Origin of the sequence: Sphingomonas sp. Leaf231 (assembly GCF_001421995.1) — a bacterium.
Taxonomy (GTDB): domain Bacteria; phylum Pseudomonadota; class Alphaproteobacteria; order Sphingomonadales; family Sphingomonadaceae; genus Sphingomonas.
Genome location: NZ_LMLS01000004.1, coordinates 215965 through 232675 on the forward strand (window position 1 = coordinate 215965; position 16711 = coordinate 232675).

A 16711-nucleotide genomic window follows, 5' to 3' on the forward strand; every position below is an offset into this window, starting at 1 on the left:
GCCCGCCCTCACCCGACGCGCCGGGCGAGCCAGCCGTACAGGAACGCCTCGTTCGCGGGGCGTCGTTCGGCCAACGTCAGGTAGCGTTCGCCCTGCAACGCCTCCACCGCGCGCAGCAGCACGCGCTCCGCGTTGGGGCCGCGCGTGGCGAGGAAGCAGGCGAGCGCGTCCAGCGTCCGCGCACCGATGCTGCCGTCGCAGGCGACGTCGGGAAAGTCGCGCGCCCCGCGATTGAGCGCGTTGAGCGCTCGCTGGACGAACCCCGCCGCGACCGCCGGCCCCATGTTGACCCCGGTATCGAACATTTCGGCCGCGAGCCGCGGCGCATGATCGGCGACGCGGTCGAACGCGGGATCGACCCAGTAGCGACGGCGGTAGATGGCGACGGCGGCGGGGCGCGCGAAATGGCGCATGTCGCCGGCATAGCCGCCGGTGCGCGCCACCGCCTCGGTGATCCCGAACCGGGTCGCGCCGCCGCGATCGGCGGGGTGATGGACGTAATCGCCCTCACGGTCGATCACCGCGTCGATAAGGTCGTCGATCATGGCTGCTGTTCTCCTGGTTGAGAATGGAACATATCAGCAACGCATGTTTGTAGGACAGTCGCGGCCAGGCGCTACCGTCGGCGGACGATCTCGCACCCCACCCGTGCGTCCGGATAGACATCCGGCTTCATCGATCGCACCCGCACCTCACGCACGCGGCGATCGGCGAGGCACAGCGCAGCGACGCGTTCGACCAGCGTTTCCTGCAGCGCGAACCCCTCGCCGGCGGCGAGCGCGTGGATCCCCTCGCGCAATCCGTCATAATCCAGCACCTGCGCGATCGAATCGGCGTCGGGTGCCTGCGGATAGTCGATCGTCAGCCGTACCGAGACCAGCACCAGTTGAGGCGCGGCCTCGTGCGGGTGGATGCCGAGTCGCATCGCCACCGCCAGATCGTCCAGGATGATCGCATATTCAGCCATCGCGCGATCCGAACATGACGTCGCGATCGCTCTTCACGAAGCGCTGGCCGCAATCGACGAACAGCGTCTGCCCGGTCACCGATGTCGCGTGCAGCAGATACAGCACCGCCTCCGCGACACGGTCCGCGCCGACGGGGTGACGCAGCAGATTGGCGCTGGCGACGGCCTCGAACGCGGCATCGCTCTGGTCGCCGCTGGGCAGCGTCAGCCCGGGGGCGACGGCGTTGACGCGGATCGCGGGCGCGAACCCCTGCGCCATCAACACGGTCGCACTGGCCAGCGCCGCCTTGCTGAGCGTGTAGCTGAAGAAATCCGGGTTGGGATTGGCAAGCTTCTGGTCGAGCAGATTGACGACCGACCCTTCCCGACCCTGCGCCGCCAACGCGGCGGCGAGCAGCGTCGGGGCGGTGCAATTGATCGCGTAAAGCCGCGCGGCCAGCGCCTGATCGATGGCACCGGGCCGATCCTCCTCGAAGGCGGAGGCGCTGTTGACCAGACCGTCGATCGGCCCGCCCGCCACCGCGATCGCGCGCGCAAAGATGCCCGGCACCCCGGCGGGATCGGCCAGATCGCCCTGCACCGTCGCGCCGCCGAGTTCATCCGCCAGCGCCGCCGCCGCATCGCCAGATCCGCCGTAGTGGATGACGACATCGTGCCCCGCCGCGGCCACCGCGCGCGCGATCGCCGCGCCCAGACGCTTCGCGCCCCCGGTCACCAGCACGCGCACGCGGTCAGCCCAGCCCCATCAGCGACAGCACTTCCTTGCGGCTGCGATCGTCGTCGCGGAACACGCCCATCATCCGGCTGGTCACCATCCCGACGCCGGGCGTCCGCACGCCGCGCGCGGTCATGCATGCATGGTTCGCCTCGATCACCACCGCGACGCCCAGCGGCTTCAGCCGGGTCCAGATGCAATCGGCGACCTCGGCGGTCAGCCGTTCCTGCACCTGCAGCCGCCGGGCATAGCCGTGGAGCACGCGGGCCAGTTTCGAGATGCCGACCACATGGTTGCGCGGCAGATACGCGATATGCGCCTTGCCGATGATCGGCGCCATGTGATGTTCGCAATGCGACTGGAACGGGATGTCGCGCAGCAGCACGATCTCGTCATAGCCGCCGACCTCTTCGAACACGCGGGACAGATGGACGCCCGGGTCCTCGCCATAACCGGCGCAATATTCCTTCCACGCGCGCGCCACCCGGTGCGGGGTGTCGGCCAGCCCCTCACGCGTGGGATCGTCGCCTGCCCAGCGCAGCAGCGTGCGCACCGCCGCCGCCACCTCTTCGGGCACGGCGATCTTGCCGTTCGCCGCCACCAGATCGCCATCGTCGGGGGTCGCCTGCACCGTGTCGCTCATCGCTTCCTCATTCGCATCGTGCGCGGCTGTAGCACGAAACGCCGCCGCGCAACCCCGCGCACGCCTCGCGGGTTGGCGCTGTCGTTACCCCATGAGGAGACGGATGATGGCAGGCGATCTGAAGAAGGGCGACGAGGTGACCTGGAAGTCGCATGGCGGCACCGCGCACGGCAAGGTCGAGAAGAAGCTGACGTCCGAGACCTCGATCAAGAGCCATAAGGTGAAGGCGACGAAGGACGACCCGCAATTCCTGGTCAAGAGCGACAATGGCGGAAAGGCCGCGCACAAGCCCGAGGCGCTGAAGAAGGCCTGACGGGGCCTTGGGACGTCGCGGGCACGGCGATGCGCGCGCGTGGACGCCGGATCACACCGCGACCGGCATCGCCTGACGCTCGGCATCGCCGAACACGCGCAGGTACCGCGCGATCTCTTCGGGTGAACCGGTTGCCTTCGCCGGATTGTCGGACAGTTTGACCGCCGGTCGCCCATCGGCGTCGATCACCTTGCAGACCAGCGAGATCGGCTCCAGCCCCGCTGCGCCGTCGGGGTCGCACTCGCGGAAATCGTTGGTCAGGTTCGTCCCCCAGCCGAAGCTCATCCGCACCCGTCCGTGAAAATGGCGATAGGTCGCGGTGATCGAATCGACATCCATCCCGTCGGAGAAGATCAGCAGCTTCTCGCGCGGGTCGCGGCCGTGCGCGCGCCACCACGCGATGATCCGCTCCCCGGCCTCGACCGGCGGAGCGCTGTCGGGGCGAAAGCCGGTCCAGTCCGCCACCCAGTCGGGCGCGTCGCGCAGGAACGCGGCGGTCCCGAACGCATCGGGCAGCGCGATCAGCAGGTTTCCGCCATATGCCTGCCGCCATTCGTCGAGCACGCGGTACGGCACGGTCGCCAGTGTCGCGTCGTCGGGGGCGAGTGCGGCGGCGACCATCGGCAGTTCGTGCGCGTTGGTGCCGGTCGCTTCCAGATCGTGATCCATCGCCAGCAGCACGTTCGACGTGCCGATGAACCGCGCGCCCAGCCCCTCCTTCAACGCCTCCACGCACCAGCGCTGCCACAGGAATCCGTGGCGGCGACGCGTGCCGAAATCGGAGAGCGCGAGGTCGGGCAGATCGCGCAGCCGCTCGACCTTCTCCCACAATTTCGCCTTCGCGCGCGCGTACAGCACGTCGAGCGTGAAGCGCCCCTTGCCGCGCAAGGCGGCGCGCGCGCGCAGCTCGTTGACGATCGCCAGTGCGGGTATCTCCCACATCGTGGTGAGCATCCATGGCCCCGCGAAACGCAGTTCATACTGGCCGTCGACCTTGCGCAGGTCGTAATCGGGTAGGTGAAAGTCGGCGAGCCAGGCGAGGAAATCGGGTGCGAACATCCGCGCCTCACCATAGAAACTGTTACCCGCCAGCCAGATCAGCTCCTTCTTGGCGAAGCGCAGGCCGCGCGCGTGATCCAGCTGCGCGCGCAATTCGCCCTCGTCGATCACATCGGCCAGCCGCACCGCCTGCGTGCGGTTGATGAGCGCGAAGGTAGCATGCGTGGACGCGTGCCGCCGCCAGATCAGCTGGAGCATCAGCAATTTGTAGAAGTCGGTATCGAGCAGGCTGCGCACGATCGGGTCGAGCCGCCAGCCGTGATCCCAAGTGCGCGTGGCGATGTCTGTGTAGACCATCGCCGCCTACGCCTCCCACGGGGTAATGTCCGGCTCCGCGCCGATCAGCGCGAGGCCGTGCGCGATCGAGGTCAGCTCGCCCCCGGTCGCGATCCGCTCCGTCCCGAACCGGCGGTCGAAGATCGCGCGGATCGCCGGGATCAGCGACGATCCCCCGGTCAGGAACACGCGGTCGACCGCCGCCGCCTCCACCCCGCCCCGCGCCAACGCGGCGTCGAGCGCGGCCTCGATCCGCGCCAAGTCGTCGGCGATCCACCGCTCGAAATCGGCCCGCGCCACATCGGCGGAAATCCGCACCCCGCCGCCGTCGAACGCGAACTCCGCATGGTCCGCCCCGGACAGCGCGCGCTTCAGCCGCCCGACCGCATCATAAAGCGGGAAGCCCTGCTCCTCCTCGATCAGCGCGATCATCCGCCCGATCGCGTCGGGGTCCAGTGCGTCGCGTTGCAGGCGGCGCAATTCCTCCAGCGTGCGGCGGTTGCGCATCATCGCCAGCCGCGACCAATCGGCCACGTCGTTGAAATAGCCGCCGGGGATCTCCAGCACCTTGCCGAACGAGCGGTATTGGCCACCCTTCCCCAACAGCGGCAGCACCAATTGGGACACGATCCGCTGGTCGAAACGATCCCCCGCGATCCCGACGCCGGTCGAGGCGAGCGGCACGCAGCGCCGGGCCGCACCCGGTTCCGCCACGCGCACCAGCGAGAAATCGGTCGTACCGCCGCCGAAATCGGCGACCAGGATCGTCGCCGGCTCGGTCAGCCGGGCCGCGAAGCTGTGCGCCGCACCAAGCGGTTCGTAGACGTAATGCACCTCCGCACCGAATTCGCGCAGCATCAGGTCGTAGCGTTGCCGCGCCAGCGCTTCGTCCGGACGCGCGCCGGCATATTCCACCGGACGCCCGACCACCACGCGCCGCGGCCGCGCATCCAGCCGCCCGCCGGCGTGGCGCACCAGCTTCTGCAGGAGCAACCGCCCGAGATCCTCGAACCGCATCGGGCGGTTGAAGATCAGCGCACGCTCGAACAGCGGGCTGGCGGCAACCGTCTTGAACGACTGGACGAAGCGGCTGTCGAGCGGGGCTTCGAGATATTCGGCGATCGCCCACGGCCCGGCTTCGCTGGCGACGCCGTTCCAGCCCGCCTCGTCCTCCCAGAAACACAATGCGGAACGGAACACCGCGCCGGTCGCCGCGTCGCCGGCGAATTCGATCAATTGCGCATCGCCCGCGCCGTCGGCCTGCGCGACCACCGTGTTGGTGGTGCCGAAATCCAGCCCCAACGCCGGGATCGCCGCTTCGCGTGCCACGTCTTGCTCCGTCGCGATGATGGTGCCCCCGAGTGGATTCGAACCACCGGCCTGCGGTTTAGGAAACCGTCGCTCTATCCTGCTGAGCTACGGGGGCTTGGGCTGTTTTCCTAGGTTTCGACGCGCGCGCGGTCAACGCCGAAGGCGGTGCGGGTCGGATCGACCCTGCCGATGGCGCAGCGCCGATCAACAGGCGAACAGCGCGGCATAGCGTTCCGGTTTGAAGCCGATCTCGATCCGCGCGCCATCGACCAGCACCGGCCGCTTGATGAGCGAGGGATTGGCGATCATCAGCGCGCGCGCCTTGTCACGGCCGATGTCCGCCTTGTCCGCGTCGGCCAGCTTGCGAAACGTGGTGCCGGCGCGGTTCAGCAGCGGCTCCCATCCGTTCCGGTCGATCCACGCGTCGAGCGCCCCGGCGTCCACGCCCTGCGTCTTATAGTCGTGGAAGGCGAAGGCGACGCCGTGTTCGTCCAGCCACGTGCGCGCCTTCTTCACCGTATCGCAATTGGGGATGCCGTAGAGCGTTGTCATGTACGATCCATCGTTTTGCCTGTTCAGCGGCGCGGGGCGGTGACCAGCTGCCGCACCATCCGCAGCTCAACGCCGTAGCCCCGCGCCGCTGCCGGGTTTTTCGGGCTGGTGCGCAGCAGGTAATAGGCCTCCGCCGAGCCGTCCGCGGCCTGCTTCTGCACGCCGCTGGCCTCGGTACGCAGATCGCCGACCGCGAAGGTCTGCGGCGGCATGACGGTGAAATCACCGCCGCTGCGCGCCTGGGCGGCGGTGAGCAGTTGCTGCCACCGTCCTTCGTCGATGATGCCGTCGGTATTGCCGATGCGGACCGCGCAGGCGTGCACCGGCGGCGCCTCGATGGTGACGACGATCCGGCTGGTGCCCGCCGGCATCGTCCAGCCGCGACCGGGGTCGTCCTTCAGGTAGATGCGCAATTCGTCCGGGGTCAACGCCCGCGCGCCGGGGATTTTCGACATGCCGGCCGCAATCCGCGCATCGTCGGGGAACACGTGATTGCAGATCATGTCGAACATCCGCATCTGCCCCTCCCCGCGAAAACGCGGGGTGTCGGAGGGTTGCGGGGCGGCGGCTTGCACGGCGAGGGCGAGCAGAACGGCGATCGTCATCGCTCGACGCTCGCACAGAATATCGGGTGCCGCCAGCCCCTCGTCAGGCTGGCGGAACACCCATGGTACCGGCATGTGCGGCGGCCGTCGAACTCACGCTGCGATCGCCGCCCGCATGTCGGGCGGGGAGATCGCCCGTCCGGCCCTGTCCGCTCCGGGAACGGGCATTCCGCGCCTGTTTCGCGCCAGACTATCCCCGGCGGTGGTCGACATGGAGCCCCGGGTCGAGACCGACGTGACGCCGCGAGCCGCTACGGGTGGCCTTGTCGTGCGACGGGAGCGCGAACGCCGGTCGGCTTCATTCCCACTCGATCGTGCCGGGCGGCTTCGACGTGTAATCGTAAGTGACGCGATTGACGCCGCGCACCTCGTTGATGATCCGCGTCGCCACGCGCGGCAGGAAGTCGCCGGGAAACTGGAACGCCTGCGCCGTCATGCCGTCCACCGACGTCACCGCGCGGAGCGCCAGCACATTGTCATACGTCCGCCCGTCGCCCATCACCCCCACCGAGCGCACCGGCAGCAGCACCGCGAACGCCTGCCAGATCGTGTCGTACAACCCGGCATTGCGGATCTCCTCCAGATAGATCGCGTCGGCCTTGCGCAGGATGTCGCACCGTTCCCTGGTGACCTCGCCGGGAATGCGGATCGCGAGACCCGGTCCGGGGAACGGATGCCGGCCGACGAACACGTCGGGCAGGCCCAGCTCGCGACCCAGCACGCGCACCTCGTCCTTGAACAATTCGCGCAGCGGCTCGACCAGCTTCATGTTCATGCGTTCGGGCAGACCGCCGACATTGTGGTGGCTCTTGATCGTCACCGAGGGGCCGCCGGTGAAGCTGACGCTTTCGATCACGTCCGGATACAGCGTGCCCTGCGCCAGGAAATCCGCGCCACCGATCTTCTTGGCCTCCGCCTCGAACACGTCGATGAAGGTCTTGCCGATGAACTTGCGCTTGGCCTCCGGATCGGTGACCCCGGCCAGCCCGTCCATGAACAGCGTTTGCGCCTCCACATGGACCAGGGGGATGTTGTACGCGCCGCGGAACAGGCCGACGACCTGTTCGGCCTCTCCCTCCCGCAGGATGCCGCCGTCGACGAACACGCAGGTCAGCTGCGCGCCGATCGCCTCATGGATCAGCACCGCAGCCACTGCCGAGTCGACTCCGCCCGACAGGCCGCAGATCACGCGGCTGTCGCCGACCTGCTCGCGGATCTCCGCGATCTTGACGCTGCGGAACTCGGCCATCGTCCAGTCGCCGGTCAATCCGCAGACGTGGCGGGCAAAATTGGCGATCAGCTTCGCGCCGTCGGGGGTGTGGACCACCTCCGGATGGAATTGCATTCCGTAGAAGCGCCGCTCCTCGTCGGCGGTGATCGCGAACGGCGCGCCGGGTGACGACGCGACCGGCACGAAGCCGGGAGCGAGCGCCGCGACATGATCGCCGTGGCTCATCCACACCTGGTGGCGGTCGCCCGACTGCCACAGGCCGTCGAACAGTGCGCACGTCTGATCGACCTGGACGAACGCCGAGCCGAACTCGCCCGACATCCCCTTTTCGACGCGCCCGCCAAGCTGCGCGTTCATCACTTGCTGCCCGTAACAGATGCCGAGCACCGGCACGCCGGCGTCGAAGATCGCCTGTGGCGCGCGCGGGCTGCCCTCGTCCACCACCGAGGCGGGACCGCCGGACAGGATCACGCCCTTCGGCTTCAATCGCGCGAACGCCTCCGCGGCGGACTGGAAGGGCGCGACCTCGCTATAGACCCCCGCCTCGCGCACGCGGCGCGCGATCAACTGGGTCACCTGGCTGCCGAAATCGACGATGAGGATGTTGTCGGGATGCTCCATGGCGGGCGTGTAGCGACTGTCCCGCCGGCTTGGAAGAGGCGCGAGCGCGGCGAATCAACGCGCGACGCCGCGCAGCGCCCGCGGCAGCTGTTCGTCACGACGCAGCGTCAGCACCTCCACACCCGTGGCGGTGACCGCGACGGTATGTTCGAACTGTGCCGACAGCTTGCCGTCGCCGGTCACGACCGTCCAGCCATCGTCGAGCGTCGCGACCTTGCGCGTGCCCTGGTTGACCATCGGCTCCACGGTGAAGGTCATCCCCTCGCGCAGGGTCGGGCCGTGACCGGGGCGTCCGTAATTGAGCACCTCGGGCGACTCATGCATCTCGCGCCCGATGCCGTGGCCGCAAAAATCGCGAACCACCGCGCACCCGTGCTTCTTGGCATGACGATCGATCGCATTGCCGATGTCGCCGATCGTCGCGCCGGGGCGGACCTGCGCGATCCCCTGCCACATCGCATCCTGCGCGATCTGCACCAGCCGCCGCGCCGGTGCGGCGACCGTGCCGACCATGTACGTCTTGCTGGAATCGGCGATGAACCCGCCCTTCTCCAGCGTGATGTCCAGATTGACGATGTCGCCGTCGCGGATGACCTCACCCGCAGCCGGGACGCCGTGGCACACCACCTGGTTGATCGAACTGTTCAGGACATAGGCAAAGCCATATTGTCCCTTGCTGGCCGGGCGTGCCGCCAGATCGTCGGTGATGTAGCGCTCGACCAGATCGTTGACCTGCAGCGTCGACATGCCCGCCAGCTGCTGTGCATCGAGCATCTCGAACACCGCGGCGAGCAACCGGCCGGCGATGCGCATCGCGGCGAGTTCGTCGGGAGATTTCACCATCTCAGGCCGCCGCGCGTGTCTCGGCACGCTGCATCGCGACGATCTCGATGAACGACGATGTCGGATGCGCCTCGGCGAACATGCCGATCTTCATCCAGAATTCGGCCTGCGCGTTGATCGACCGACACATGACCACGCTGGCGCGACGCGCTTCCTCGTGGAGGACGTCGTCGATCTTCACAATGCCCACACAGCTTCTCCACCGACTTATCAACATACGAATCATATATGGTTTATACGGCGACGCGTCACCTTCAAACCGACCGTTCCGTTGGGGTGGCGCAGCGAAAACCGATGATGCGTCGGCAAGCGCGCGGCATCGAGAAGAGCCGCAGACGCGAAAAAGGCCGCCCCGTTACCGGAGCGGCCCAAATCGCCAACACGGTCGCCCGATCAGGCGGCGGCGTCGAAGTCCTCGTCGTCGTTGACCACCGGGCCCGAATCCTGACCCTTGGCCGATACGTCACGGTCGACGAACTCGATGATCGCCATCGGCGATGCATCCGACGCACGGATGCCGGCCTTGATGACGCGGGTATAGCCGCCGTTACGATCGGCATAGCGCTTGGCCAGCACGTCGAACAGCTTCACCAACTGCGCGTCGTCGAGCAACCGGGCGTGAGCGAGACGACGGTTGGACAGGCCACCCTTCTTGCCCAGCGTCACCAGCTTTTCGATGTACGGGCGCAGTTCCTTCGCCTTGGCGACGGTGGTGGTGATCTGCTCATGCTTGATGAGCGCGGCCGACATGTTGCGGAACAGCGCGATGCGATGTGCCGAGGTACGCTGTAGCTTCCGACCGCCTACACGATGGCGCATGATGTTCTTCCTTTTCGTTCGTCAGGGGGCCGTCTTACGGAAACCCCGGGACAGGTGGGGACGTGGAGCCCACCCAGGATACGTCACCCCGGCACGACCGGGGTCTCCTGGCAAACAACAGGCCCGGGCCATCGTGCGGGTAGCAACCGCTACCCGCCGGCGGCTCAGCCCATGATTTCCTGCTCGAGCTTCTTGGCGACTTCCTCGATGTTCTCGGGCGGCCAGCCGGGGATCTCCATACCCAGCCGCAGCCCCATCGAGGACAGCACTTCCTTGATCTCGTTGAGCGACTTGCGGCCGAAGTTCGGCGTGCGCAGCATCTCGGCCTCGGTCTTGCCGACCAGATCGCCGATATAGATGATGTTGTCGTTCTTGAGGCAGTTGGCCGAACGGACCGAAAGTTCCAGCTCGTCGACCTTCTTGAGCAGGTAACGGTTGATCTGCGCGGTGTCGCTCGGCGTCTCGCCGCCGGTGGAAACCGGTGCCGCCACGCCAATCGGCGCCGACCGGGTGACCGACGAATCGTCGAAGTGGACAAACAGCGCGAGCTGGTCCTGAAGGATGCGGCCGGCATAGCCCACCGCGTCTTCCGGAGTCACCGTGCCGTCGGTCTCGATCGTCAGCGTCAGCTTGTCGTAATCCAGGTCCTGTCCGACGCGGGTCGGGTCGACCTTGTACGACACCTGACGTACCGGCGAGTACAGCGCGTCGACCGGGATCAGACCGATCGGCGCATCCGCCGGACGGTTTGCGACCGCCGCGACATAGCCCTTACCGACATCGGCGGTGAGTTCCATGTTGAACGTCGCGCCCTCGTCGAGGTGGCAGATGACCAGTTCGGGGTTCATCACCTCGATATCACCCGACACCGCGATGTCGCCGGCCTTCACCTCGGCCGGGCCGGTCGCGGACAGCTGGAGCCGCTTCGGACCCTCGCCCTGCATCCGGATCGCGATCTGCTTCACGTTCAGCACGATGTCGGTCACGTCCTCACGGACACCCGCCAGCGAACTGAATTCGTGCAGCACGTTCTCGATCTTGATCGACGTCACCGCCGCGCCCTGCAGCGACGACAGCAATACGCGGCGCAGCGCGTTGCCCAGCGTCAGGCCGAAGCCCCGCTCCAGCGGCTCGGCGATGAAGGTCGCCTTGCGCTTGCCGTCACCGCTCTTCTTTTCGAGCTGGTTGGGCTTCTTCAGTTCTTGCCAGTTCTTTGCGTTGACAGACAAGCTCTCGTCCCCTGAGTTTGGGCTGATCGCGGGGGACGCAACCAGCCGGGTAATGAACGCGGCCGCTCGTCAGCGGCTGCGAAACGCCTTCTTCAGACGCGGCGGCGCTTGGACGGGCGCACGCCGTTATGCGGGATCGAGGTCACGTCACGGATCGACGTAATCTGGAAACCGACCGCCTGCAGCGCGCGAAGCGCCGACTCGCGACCCGAACCCGGGCCCTTGACCTCGACCTCGATCGTGCGAACGCCATGCTCGGCGGCCTTCTTGCCCGCGTCCTCGGCCGCGACCTGCGCGGCGTACGGCGTCGACTTGCGGCTGCCCTTGAAGCCCATCGCGCCGGCGGACGACCACGAAATGGCATTGCCCTGGGCGTCGGTGATGGTGATCATGGTGTTGTTGAAGCTGGCGTTCACGTGCGCGACGCCCGCGGTGATGTTCTTGCGCTCGCGCCGACGAATGCGCTGCGGTGCCTGTGCCATATGGTATTCCTGACCCTGATTTCCAATGCGGAGGGCAGCGGGCCGTCAGCCACGGACCTGCCTTCCGGCGGAGAAGAAGATGAAACGGTCCGCAGACCGTCCGCTTACTTCTTCTTGCCCGCGATCGGCTTCGCCTTGCCCTTGCGGGTACGGGCGTTGGTGTGCGTGCGCTGCCCGCGGACCGGAAGGCCCTTGCGGTGACGCAGGCCGCGGTAGCAAGCCAGGTCCATCAGACGCTTGATGTTCATCGCGGTCTCGCGACGCAGATCACCCTCGACCGTGTGGTCGGCATCGATCGTCTCGCGGATCTGCAGCACTTCCTGATCGCTCAGGTCCTGCACGCGACGATCGGCGGCAATGTTCAGCTTCGTGGTGATTTCCAGCGCCTTGGCCGGACCGATGCCGTGGATATAGGTCAGCGCGATCAGAACGCGCTTGTTGGTCGGGATATTGACACCCGCGATACGTGCCATGAACTTGTTCTCCTGTGCTCCACGGGCTGCGGCATGGCTGCCACGCATCCCATCTCTTCGCATTGCGCATCCGCCCCGCCGCTTCCCTTGCCTCCCCTGCTGGACGCAGGAAGACGGCGTGCACGAACATGCGCCGCCGGGAATCGGTGGTTCGGAAGAAAGAGGCGTTAGGGGCGCGCTAACGCCGTGTCAAGCAACCGGTTCCCGAGCGATCCCGCGCAACTGCCACCAGCGCCGCAACGCCACCACGAACCAGGCTAGTTCCACCACCCCGAACGGCCATGCTCCCTGAAGAAAGCCATACGCCGATCCCATCAGGCATCCCAGCGCGAACAGGAATGTCCAGAACGGCGCGCGGTCCTCCAGGACATAGCAGACCAGCATGAAGGTGACGGCGAAAAGTCCGAAGGCAGTAAGAGCGTCCATGTGGTCGGTCATGCCGGATCACGGCCGCCGCGGCCAGCCCGTACCCGAACCGCGGAAAGCCGACGGCGAACAGGGGGGGCGCGCCGGCCACCCGCATCCCTCGGCAGATGAGCGCCCATCGGCGACGTCATTCTACAGTCCGGAGGTAACGGGGGCAGCGCTTTCTGCCGCCACCCTGACAACCCCCACACGGCGGAAGTACATCGACGCATGAACCGCCGACCGGCGTTCCGTCACGTCAGGCCGCAGGCGCGGTCCGCAGGATCGTCTCGATCTGATCGGTCACCGCATCGATCTGCCCCATGCCATCGACGCGCGAAACGAGCCCGCGCGCTTCGTAGATCGGGATGATCGGCGCGGTCTTGGCACGATATTCCGCCATGCGCGTGCGCACCGTCTGCTCGTTATCGTCCGGCCGCCGCTTGAAGTCATGCGCGCCGCACACGTCGCATGTGCCCTCGACGCGCGGCTGCTTGAACGAGTCGTGATAACCGGTGCCGCAATTGCCACAGGTGAACCGCCCGACAATACGCTCGACCAGCGCATCCTCGTCGACCTCAAGCTCGATCACCGCGTCCAATCGCTGGCCGCGCTCGTCGAGCAACAGGTCGAGCGCGTCGGCCTGCGCCGCGGTGCGCGGATAGCCATCGAAGATAGCGCCATTGGCGGTGCCCGCGTCGAGGCGTTCGCCGATCAACGCGGAGACGATCGCGTCCGAAACGAGCTCACCCGCCTCCATCACCGCCTTGGCCTGCAAGCCGACCGGAGTGCCGGCCTTCACCGCGGCGCGCAGCATGTCGCCCGTCGAAAGCTGGACCAGGCCATGGTTCTCGACCAGCCGCTGCGCCTGGGTTCCCTTGCCCGCCCCCGGCGGCCCCAGCAGAATGATGTTCACGCTAATCTCCCCTTGCCGCCCGTTCCTGTCGGGCGCTTGTCCGTCAGCGGCGGCGCGCGCCCTTGAGCTTGGCCTTCTTGATGAGGTCGCCGTATTGATGCGCCAGCAGATGCGACTGGATCTGCGTAACCGTGTCCATCGTCACGTTGACGACGATCAACAGGCTGGTCCCGCCCAGATAGAAAGGGATCGACAGCGCCGACACGAGATATTCCGGCACCACGCAGATGAAGGTGAGGTACGCCGCGCCGATCACCGTGATGCGCGTCAGCACGTAATCGAAATAGCTCTCGGTGTTCTTGCCCGGACGAATGCCGGGGATGAACCCGCCGTAGCGCTTCAGGTTCTCCGCCGTTTCCTCGGGGTTGAACACCACCGCCGTGTAGAAGAACGAGAAGAAGATGATGCCAGCGGCGTAAAGCGCCATGTACACCGGCGACCCGTGCTGGAGATACTGGTTCAGCGCGATCAGGACGTCGCCGAACCGGCTCTCGCCCGCGACGCGGTTGCCCGCGAACTGCGTGATCGTCAGCGGCAACAGCAGCAGCGAAGAGGCGAAGATCGGGGGGATCACGCCGGCGGTGTTGATCTTAAGCGGCAAGTGGCTGCGGTCCGCCTGCATCCCGCGCTGCGTCTGCCGCTTGGGATATTGGATCAGGATGCGCCGCTGCGCCCGCTCCATGAAGCATATCAGCAGGATAAGCCCGACGACCACAAGGATGATCGCGATGATCGACACCGCGCTGGTCGAACCGGACCGCCCGCCTTCCAGCAGGTTGAGCAGCGTCGTCGGCAGATGCGCGACGATGCCGGCCATGATGATGAGCGAGACTCCGTTGCCGATGCCGCGGCTGGTGATCTGCTCACCCAGCCACATCAGGAACATCGTGCCGCCGATAAGCGAGATCACCGCGCCGACGCGGAACAACATCCCCGGCTCGATCACCGCACCGCCGGCCTCCAGCCCGCGCGCGATGAAATAGCCCTGCACGGCGGTCAGCCCGACGGTGCCGTAGCGGGTATATTGGTTGAGCTTCTTGCGGCCCGACTCGCCTTCCTTCTTGATCGCGGCAAGCTGGGGGCTGAGCGACGTCGACAGCTGCACGACGATCGAGGCGGTGATGTAGGGCATCACCCCCAGCGCGATCAGCGATGCGCGCGATAGCGACCCGCCCGAGAAGGTGTTGAAGAAGTCGAGCACGCCGCCCTTCATCCGCTCGGCCAGCACGCCCAGCTGCGTCGGGTCGATCCCCGGCAGCGGCACGTAGCTGAGCAGACGGAAAACGATCAGCGCGCCGATCGTGAACCACAGTCGCTTCTTGAGGTCGGTAGCCTGCGAAAACTTCGCAAGGCTGATGCTCTGCGCCATCTGGTCGGCTGCGGATGCCATCGTGTCGGTGTATCCTGGAAACGAAGAACGGCGGGATGCGTTTATACCGCCCCGCCGCTCATATAGGCGCTTGGCGCGCCTTGTCTAACCCGGTCTTGTCGAACCCGGCGCGGCACGGCGATGACGAGACCCGGTGTCTGCTCCGCACCGGCGCGCGATCGCACCGGTGATCGAGGGAGACGCGCACCACGAGCGAAAGTCGCGTCGCGATACGCCGGCATGGGGGAGCGTAGCTGGTGCCACGCCCCCTCCATGTCGCCTCACGCCTGCTTGCGGGCCGCCTGAGCGGTGCGGTGCTTGGCCTTGGCCTTGTCCGCCGCAGCGACCAGCTCGGGCACGTTCACCGAACCGCCGGCATTCTCGACGGCGGTACGCGCACCGGCCGAGACGCCCTGCACGGTGAAGTTCAGCTTCGCCGAGAACTCACCCTTGGCGAGCAGGCGAACCCCGTCCTTGCCACCGCGCGCCAGGCCGGCGGCCTTCAGCGTCGCATGGTCGATGTCGGTCGCGGTCAGCTTGCCCGAATCGATCGCCTTCTGGATCGCGCCCAGGTTCACCTCGGCATAATCCTTGGCGAAGATGTTGTTGAAGCCACGCTTCGGCAGACGCATGTGAAGCGGCATCTGGCCGCCCTCGAAACCTGCGATCGACACGCCTTCACGGCTCTTCTGGCCCTTCTGGCCGCGACCGCCGGTCTTGCCCTTGCCCGAGCCGATGCCGCGTCCGACGCGCATCTTGCGGTGACGGGCGCCTTGGTTGTCGCTGAGTTCGTTGAGCTTCATGTTATGCACTCGCTTTCGCTTTGGTCGCGCTGAAAAAGTAAACGTCAAAATGAGGAAGGGGGCCGCTTAGCCCCCTTCCATGGTCCTGTCACCTGTCGTTTGACGAAGGGCTCAGCCCTCCACCACCTCGACCATGTGCTGCACCTTGCGGATCATGCCGCGCACCGAGTCGGTGTCTTCGAGTTCGGACACCTTGTGCATCTTGTTCAGGCCCAGCCCGACGAGGGTCGCGCGCTGGTCCTTGGTGCGACGGATCGGCGATCCGGTCTGCTTTACCTTGATGGTCGCCATGTCGCCTTACTCCACCACTGCCGCGGCATCCGCCTCGGCGGTCTGCGCGTCGGCACCATGTGCGCGGCCCAGCAGGTCGGCGATCTTCTTGCCGCGACGCTGCGCTACCGACTTCGGCGAGGTCTGGCTGCCCAGTGCCTCGAACGTTGCCCGGATCATGTTGTACGGGTTCGACGTACCGATCGACTTGGTGACCACATCGTGGACGCCCAGGCTCTCGAACACGGCGCGCATCGGGCCGCCCGCGATGATCCCCGTGCCCTGCGGCGCGGAGCGGACGGTAACGCGGCCGGCACCGAAGTGGCCGTTGCCGTCATGGTGCAACGTGCGACCTTCCTTCAGCGGCACGCGCAGCATCTTCTTCTTGGCGGCGGCGGTCGCCTTGGAGATCGCCTCCGGCACTTCGCGCGCCTTGCCGTGACCGAAGCCGACGCGACCCTTGCCGTCGCCCACGACGACCAGCGCGGCAAAGCCGAAGCGCTTGCCGCCCTTCACCGTCTTCGAGACGCGGTTGATGTGGACGAGCTTCTCGATCAGCTCTTCGCCGCCATCGTCCTGCCCGCCACGACGGTCGTCGCGACGCCCGCCGCGACCGTCACGGCCGCCGCCACGATTGCCGCCGGGGCCACCACGACCACCGCCGCCACCCGGGCCGCCGCGACCGCGGCCGCCACGTGCGCCGCGCTCGCCGCCGCCCTGGTAACCGCCCGCATTGCCGTCCTGCGGCGCCGCTGCGGCGGCTTCGTTCTCTACAGCCTGCGGCTGCTGGTTGTTCTCGTCAGCCATGT

At 66.9% G+C, this 16711-nt stretch carries 22 protein-coding genes and 1 tRNA gene; 1 reads left to right on the forward strand and 22 read right to left on the reverse strand.

Features of this window, described 5'->3' with window-relative positions; genetic code table 11:
• Window positions 1-8 precede the first annotated feature (8 nt).
• The 4 genes from ASE95_RS14065 to folE form a co-directional block, all read right to left on the reverse strand.
• A complete protein-coding gene (locus ASE95_RS14065) occupies window positions 9-545 on the reverse strand; it encodes a glycoside hydrolase family 108 protein (protein ID WP_056637489.1) in 537 nt (178 codons plus the stop codon).
• Between the two features lie 71 nt (window positions 546-616).
• Entirely contained in the window at window positions 617-967 is a 351-nt protein-coding gene (locus ASE95_RS14070; RefSeq protein ID WP_056637492.1) for a dihydroneopterin aldolase, read from the reverse strand.
• A complete protein-coding gene (locus tag ASE95_RS14075; protein WP_056637495.1) occupies window positions 960-1694 on the reverse strand; it encodes an SDR family oxidoreductase in 735 nt (244 codons plus the stop codon). The genes ASE95_RS14070 and ASE95_RS14075 overlap by 8 nt, the downstream gene beginning before the upstream one ends.
• A gap of 4 nt (window positions 1695-1698) precedes the next feature.
• Entirely contained in the window at window positions 1699-2325 is a 627-nt protein-coding gene (gene folE / locus ASE95_RS14080) for a GTP cyclohydrolase I FolE (RefSeq protein ID WP_056637498.1), read from the reverse strand.
• A 106-nt stretch (window positions 2326-2431) separates the two neighbouring features.
• Between folE and ASE95_RS14085 the strand changes: the two genes are divergently transcribed.
• Window positions 2432-2638 (forward strand): DUF2945 domain-containing protein, encoded by a 207-nt coding sequence (locus ASE95_RS14085; protein ID WP_056637810.1) that lies wholly within the window; start codon window positions 2432-2434, stop codon window positions 2636-2638.
• A gap of 51 nt (window positions 2639-2689) precedes the next feature.
• Here ASE95_RS14085 and pncB read toward each other — a convergent pair whose 3' ends face one another.
• The 18 genes from pncB to rpsE form a co-directional block, all read right to left on the reverse strand.
• Window positions 2690-3994 (reverse strand): nicotinate phosphoribosyltransferase, encoded by a 1305-nt coding sequence (pncB, locus tag ASE95_RS14090; protein ID WP_056637501.1) that lies wholly within the window; start codon window positions 3992-3994, stop codon window positions 2690-2692.
• A 6-nt stretch (window positions 3995-4000) separates the two neighbouring features.
• On the reverse strand, window positions 4001-5302 hold the full coding sequence (locus tag ASE95_RS14095; protein WP_200918840.1) for an Hsp70 family protein: 1302 nt from the start codon (window positions 5300-5302) through the stop codon (window positions 4001-4003).
• A gap of 20 nt (window positions 5303-5322) precedes the next feature.
• Window positions 5323-5399 (reverse strand) — tRNA-Arg (locus tag ASE95_RS14100).
• A gap of 89 nt (window positions 5400-5488) precedes the next feature.
• Window positions 5489-5836 carry an ArsC family reductase gene (locus ASE95_RS14105; protein WP_056637505.1) on the reverse strand — a complete coding sequence of 116 codons (348 nt, stop codon included), beginning with the start codon at window positions 5834-5836 and terminating at the stop codon, window positions 5489-5491.
• A gap of 23 nt (window positions 5837-5859) precedes the next feature.
• Window positions 5860-6516: a hypothetical protein gene (locus ASE95_RS14110; protein WP_056637509.1), complete on the reverse strand. Its 657-nt coding sequence runs from the start codon at window positions 6514-6516 to the stop codon at window positions 5860-5862.
• A gap of 223 nt (window positions 6517-6739) precedes the next feature.
• Window positions 6740-8293: a glutamine-hydrolyzing GMP synthase gene (gene guaA / locus ASE95_RS14115; protein ID WP_056637512.1), complete on the reverse strand. Its 1554-nt coding sequence runs from the start codon at window positions 8291-8293 to the stop codon at window positions 6740-6742.
• Between the two features lie 54 nt (window positions 8294-8347).
• Window positions 8348-9136, reverse strand: a complete 789-nt coding sequence (gene map, locus ASE95_RS14120) for a type I methionyl aminopeptidase (RefSeq protein ID WP_056637514.1) — start codon at window positions 9134-9136, stop codon at window positions 8348-8350.
• Window position 9137: 1 nt separating this feature from the next.
• The gene (locus ASE95_RS14125; RefSeq protein WP_056637517.1) at window positions 9138-9326 is read right to left on the reverse strand and encodes a TA system antitoxin ParD family protein; all 189 of its coding nucleotides are present in this window, start codon (window positions 9324-9326) and stop codon (window positions 9138-9140) included.
• 203 nt (window positions 9327-9529) lie between these two features.
• Window positions 9530-9955 carry a 50S ribosomal protein L17 gene (rplQ, locus tag ASE95_RS14130; RefSeq protein WP_056637519.1) on the reverse strand — a complete coding sequence of 142 codons (426 nt, stop codon included), beginning with the start codon at window positions 9953-9955 and terminating at the stop codon, window positions 9530-9532.
• 164 nt (window positions 9956-10119) lie between these two features.
• The gene (locus ASE95_RS14135; RefSeq protein ID WP_056637522.1) at window positions 10120-11184 is read right to left on the reverse strand and encodes a DNA-directed RNA polymerase subunit alpha; all 1065 of its coding nucleotides are present in this window, start codon (window positions 11182-11184) and stop codon (window positions 10120-10122) included.
• Between the two features lie 92 nt (window positions 11185-11276).
• Window positions 11277-11666, reverse strand: a complete 390-nt coding sequence (rpsK, locus tag ASE95_RS14140) for a 30S ribosomal protein S11 (RefSeq protein WP_056637525.1) — start codon at window positions 11664-11666, stop codon at window positions 11277-11279.
• 104 nt (window positions 11667-11770) lie between these two features.
• Window positions 11771-12139 carry a 30S ribosomal protein S13 gene (gene rpsM / locus ASE95_RS14145; RefSeq protein WP_056637528.1) on the reverse strand — a complete coding sequence of 123 codons (369 nt, stop codon included), beginning with the start codon at window positions 12137-12139 and terminating at the stop codon, window positions 11771-11773.
• 189 nt (window positions 12140-12328) lie between these two features.
• Window positions 12329-12577, reverse strand: coding sequence for a hypothetical protein (locus tag ASE95_RS14150; protein ID WP_443025462.1), 249 nt, complete (start codon window positions 12575-12577; stop codon window positions 12329-12331).
• A 226-nt stretch (window positions 12578-12803) separates the two neighbouring features.
• Window positions 12804-13460 (reverse strand): adenylate kinase, encoded by a 657-nt coding sequence (locus ASE95_RS14155; protein ID WP_056637531.1) that lies wholly within the window; start codon window positions 13458-13460, stop codon window positions 12804-12806.
• Between the two features lie 43 nt (window positions 13461-13503).
• Window positions 13504-14850: a preprotein translocase subunit SecY gene (gene secY / locus ASE95_RS14160; protein WP_056637534.1), complete on the reverse strand. Its 1347-nt coding sequence runs from the start codon at window positions 14848-14850 to the stop codon at window positions 13504-13506.
• Window positions 14851-15110: 260 nt separating this feature from the next.
• Window positions 15111-15632 (reverse strand): 50S ribosomal protein L15, encoded by a 522-nt coding sequence (rplO, locus tag ASE95_RS14165; RefSeq protein WP_056637536.1) that lies wholly within the window; start codon window positions 15630-15632, stop codon window positions 15111-15113.
• Window positions 15633-15743: 111 nt separating this feature from the next.
• Window positions 15744-15923: a 50S ribosomal protein L30 gene (gene rpmD, locus ASE95_RS14170; RefSeq protein WP_056637539.1), complete on the reverse strand. Its 180-nt coding sequence runs from the start codon at window positions 15921-15923 to the stop codon at window positions 15744-15746.
• 6 nt (window positions 15924-15929) lie between these two features.
• Complete coding sequence (gene rpsE / locus ASE95_RS14175) at window positions 15930-16709, reverse strand: 30S ribosomal protein S5 (protein ID WP_056637542.1); 780 nt, start codon at window positions 16707-16709, stop codon at window positions 15930-15932.
• Window positions 16710-16711 lie beyond the last annotated feature (2 nt).

Excerpts from the sequence above, each read along its gene's own strand:
- ASE95_RS14065 (WP_056637489.1), bottom strand. The coding sequence starts at position 545 with ATGATCGACGACCTTATCGACGCGGTGATCGACCGTGAGGGCGATTAC.
- ASE95_RS14070 (WP_056637492.1), bottom strand. The coding sequence starts at position 967 with ATGGCTGAATATGCGATCATCCTGGACGATCTGGCGGTGGCGATGCGA.
- folE (WP_056637498.1), bottom strand. The coding sequence starts at position 2,325 with ATGAGCGACACGGTGCAGGCGACCCCCGACGATGGCGATCTGGTGGCG.
- ASE95_RS14085 (WP_056637810.1), top strand. The coding sequence starts at position 2,432 with ATGGCAGGCGATCTGAAGAAGGGCGACGAGGTGACCTGGAAGTCGCAT.
- pncB (WP_056637501.1), bottom strand. The coding sequence starts at position 3,994 with ATGGTCTACACAGACATCGCCACGCGCACTTGGGATCACGGCTGGCGG.
- ASE95_RS14105 (WP_056637505.1), bottom strand. The coding sequence starts at position 5,836 with ATGACAACGCTCTACGGCATCCCCAATTGCGATACGGTGAAGAAGGCG.
- ASE95_RS14110 (WP_056637509.1), bottom strand. The coding sequence starts at position 6,516 with ATGCCGGTACCATGGGTGTTCCGCCAGCCTGACGAGGGGCTGGCGGCA.
- guaA (WP_056637512.1), bottom strand. The coding sequence starts at position 8,293 with ATGGAGCATCCCGACAACATCCTCATCGTCGATTTCGGCAGCCAGGTG.
- map (WP_056637514.1), bottom strand. The coding sequence starts at position 9,136 with ATGGTGAAATCTCCCGACGAACTCGCCGCGATGCGCATCGCCGGCCGG.
- rplQ (WP_056637519.1), bottom strand. The coding sequence starts at position 9,955 with ATGCGCCATCGTGTAGGCGGTCGGAAGCTACAGCGTACCTCGGCACAT.
- rpsK (WP_056637525.1), bottom strand. The coding sequence starts at position 11,666 with ATGGCACAGGCACCGCAGCGCATTCGTCGGCGCGAGCGCAAGAACATC.
- rpsM (WP_056637528.1), bottom strand. The coding sequence starts at position 12,139 with ATGGCACGTATCGCGGGTGTCAATATCCCGACCAACAAGCGCGTTCTG.
- ASE95_RS14150 (WP_443025462.1), bottom strand. The coding sequence starts at position 12,577 with ATGACCGACCACATGGACGCTCTTACTGCCTTCGGACTTTTCGCCGTC.
- secY (WP_056637534.1), bottom strand. The coding sequence starts at position 14,850 with ATGGCATCCGCAGCCGACCAGATGGCGCAGAGCATCAGCCTTGCGAAG.
- rplO (WP_056637536.1), bottom strand. The coding sequence starts at position 15,632 with ATGAAGCTCAACGAACTCAGCGACAACCAAGGCGCCCGTCACCGCAAG.
- rpmD (WP_056637539.1), bottom strand. The coding sequence starts at position 15,923 with ATGGCGACCATCAAGGTAAAGCAGACCGGATCGCCGATCCGTCGCACC.
- rpsE (WP_056637542.1), bottom strand. The coding sequence starts at position 16,709 with ATGGCTGACGAGAACAACCAGCAGCCGCAGGCTGTAGAGAACGAAGCC.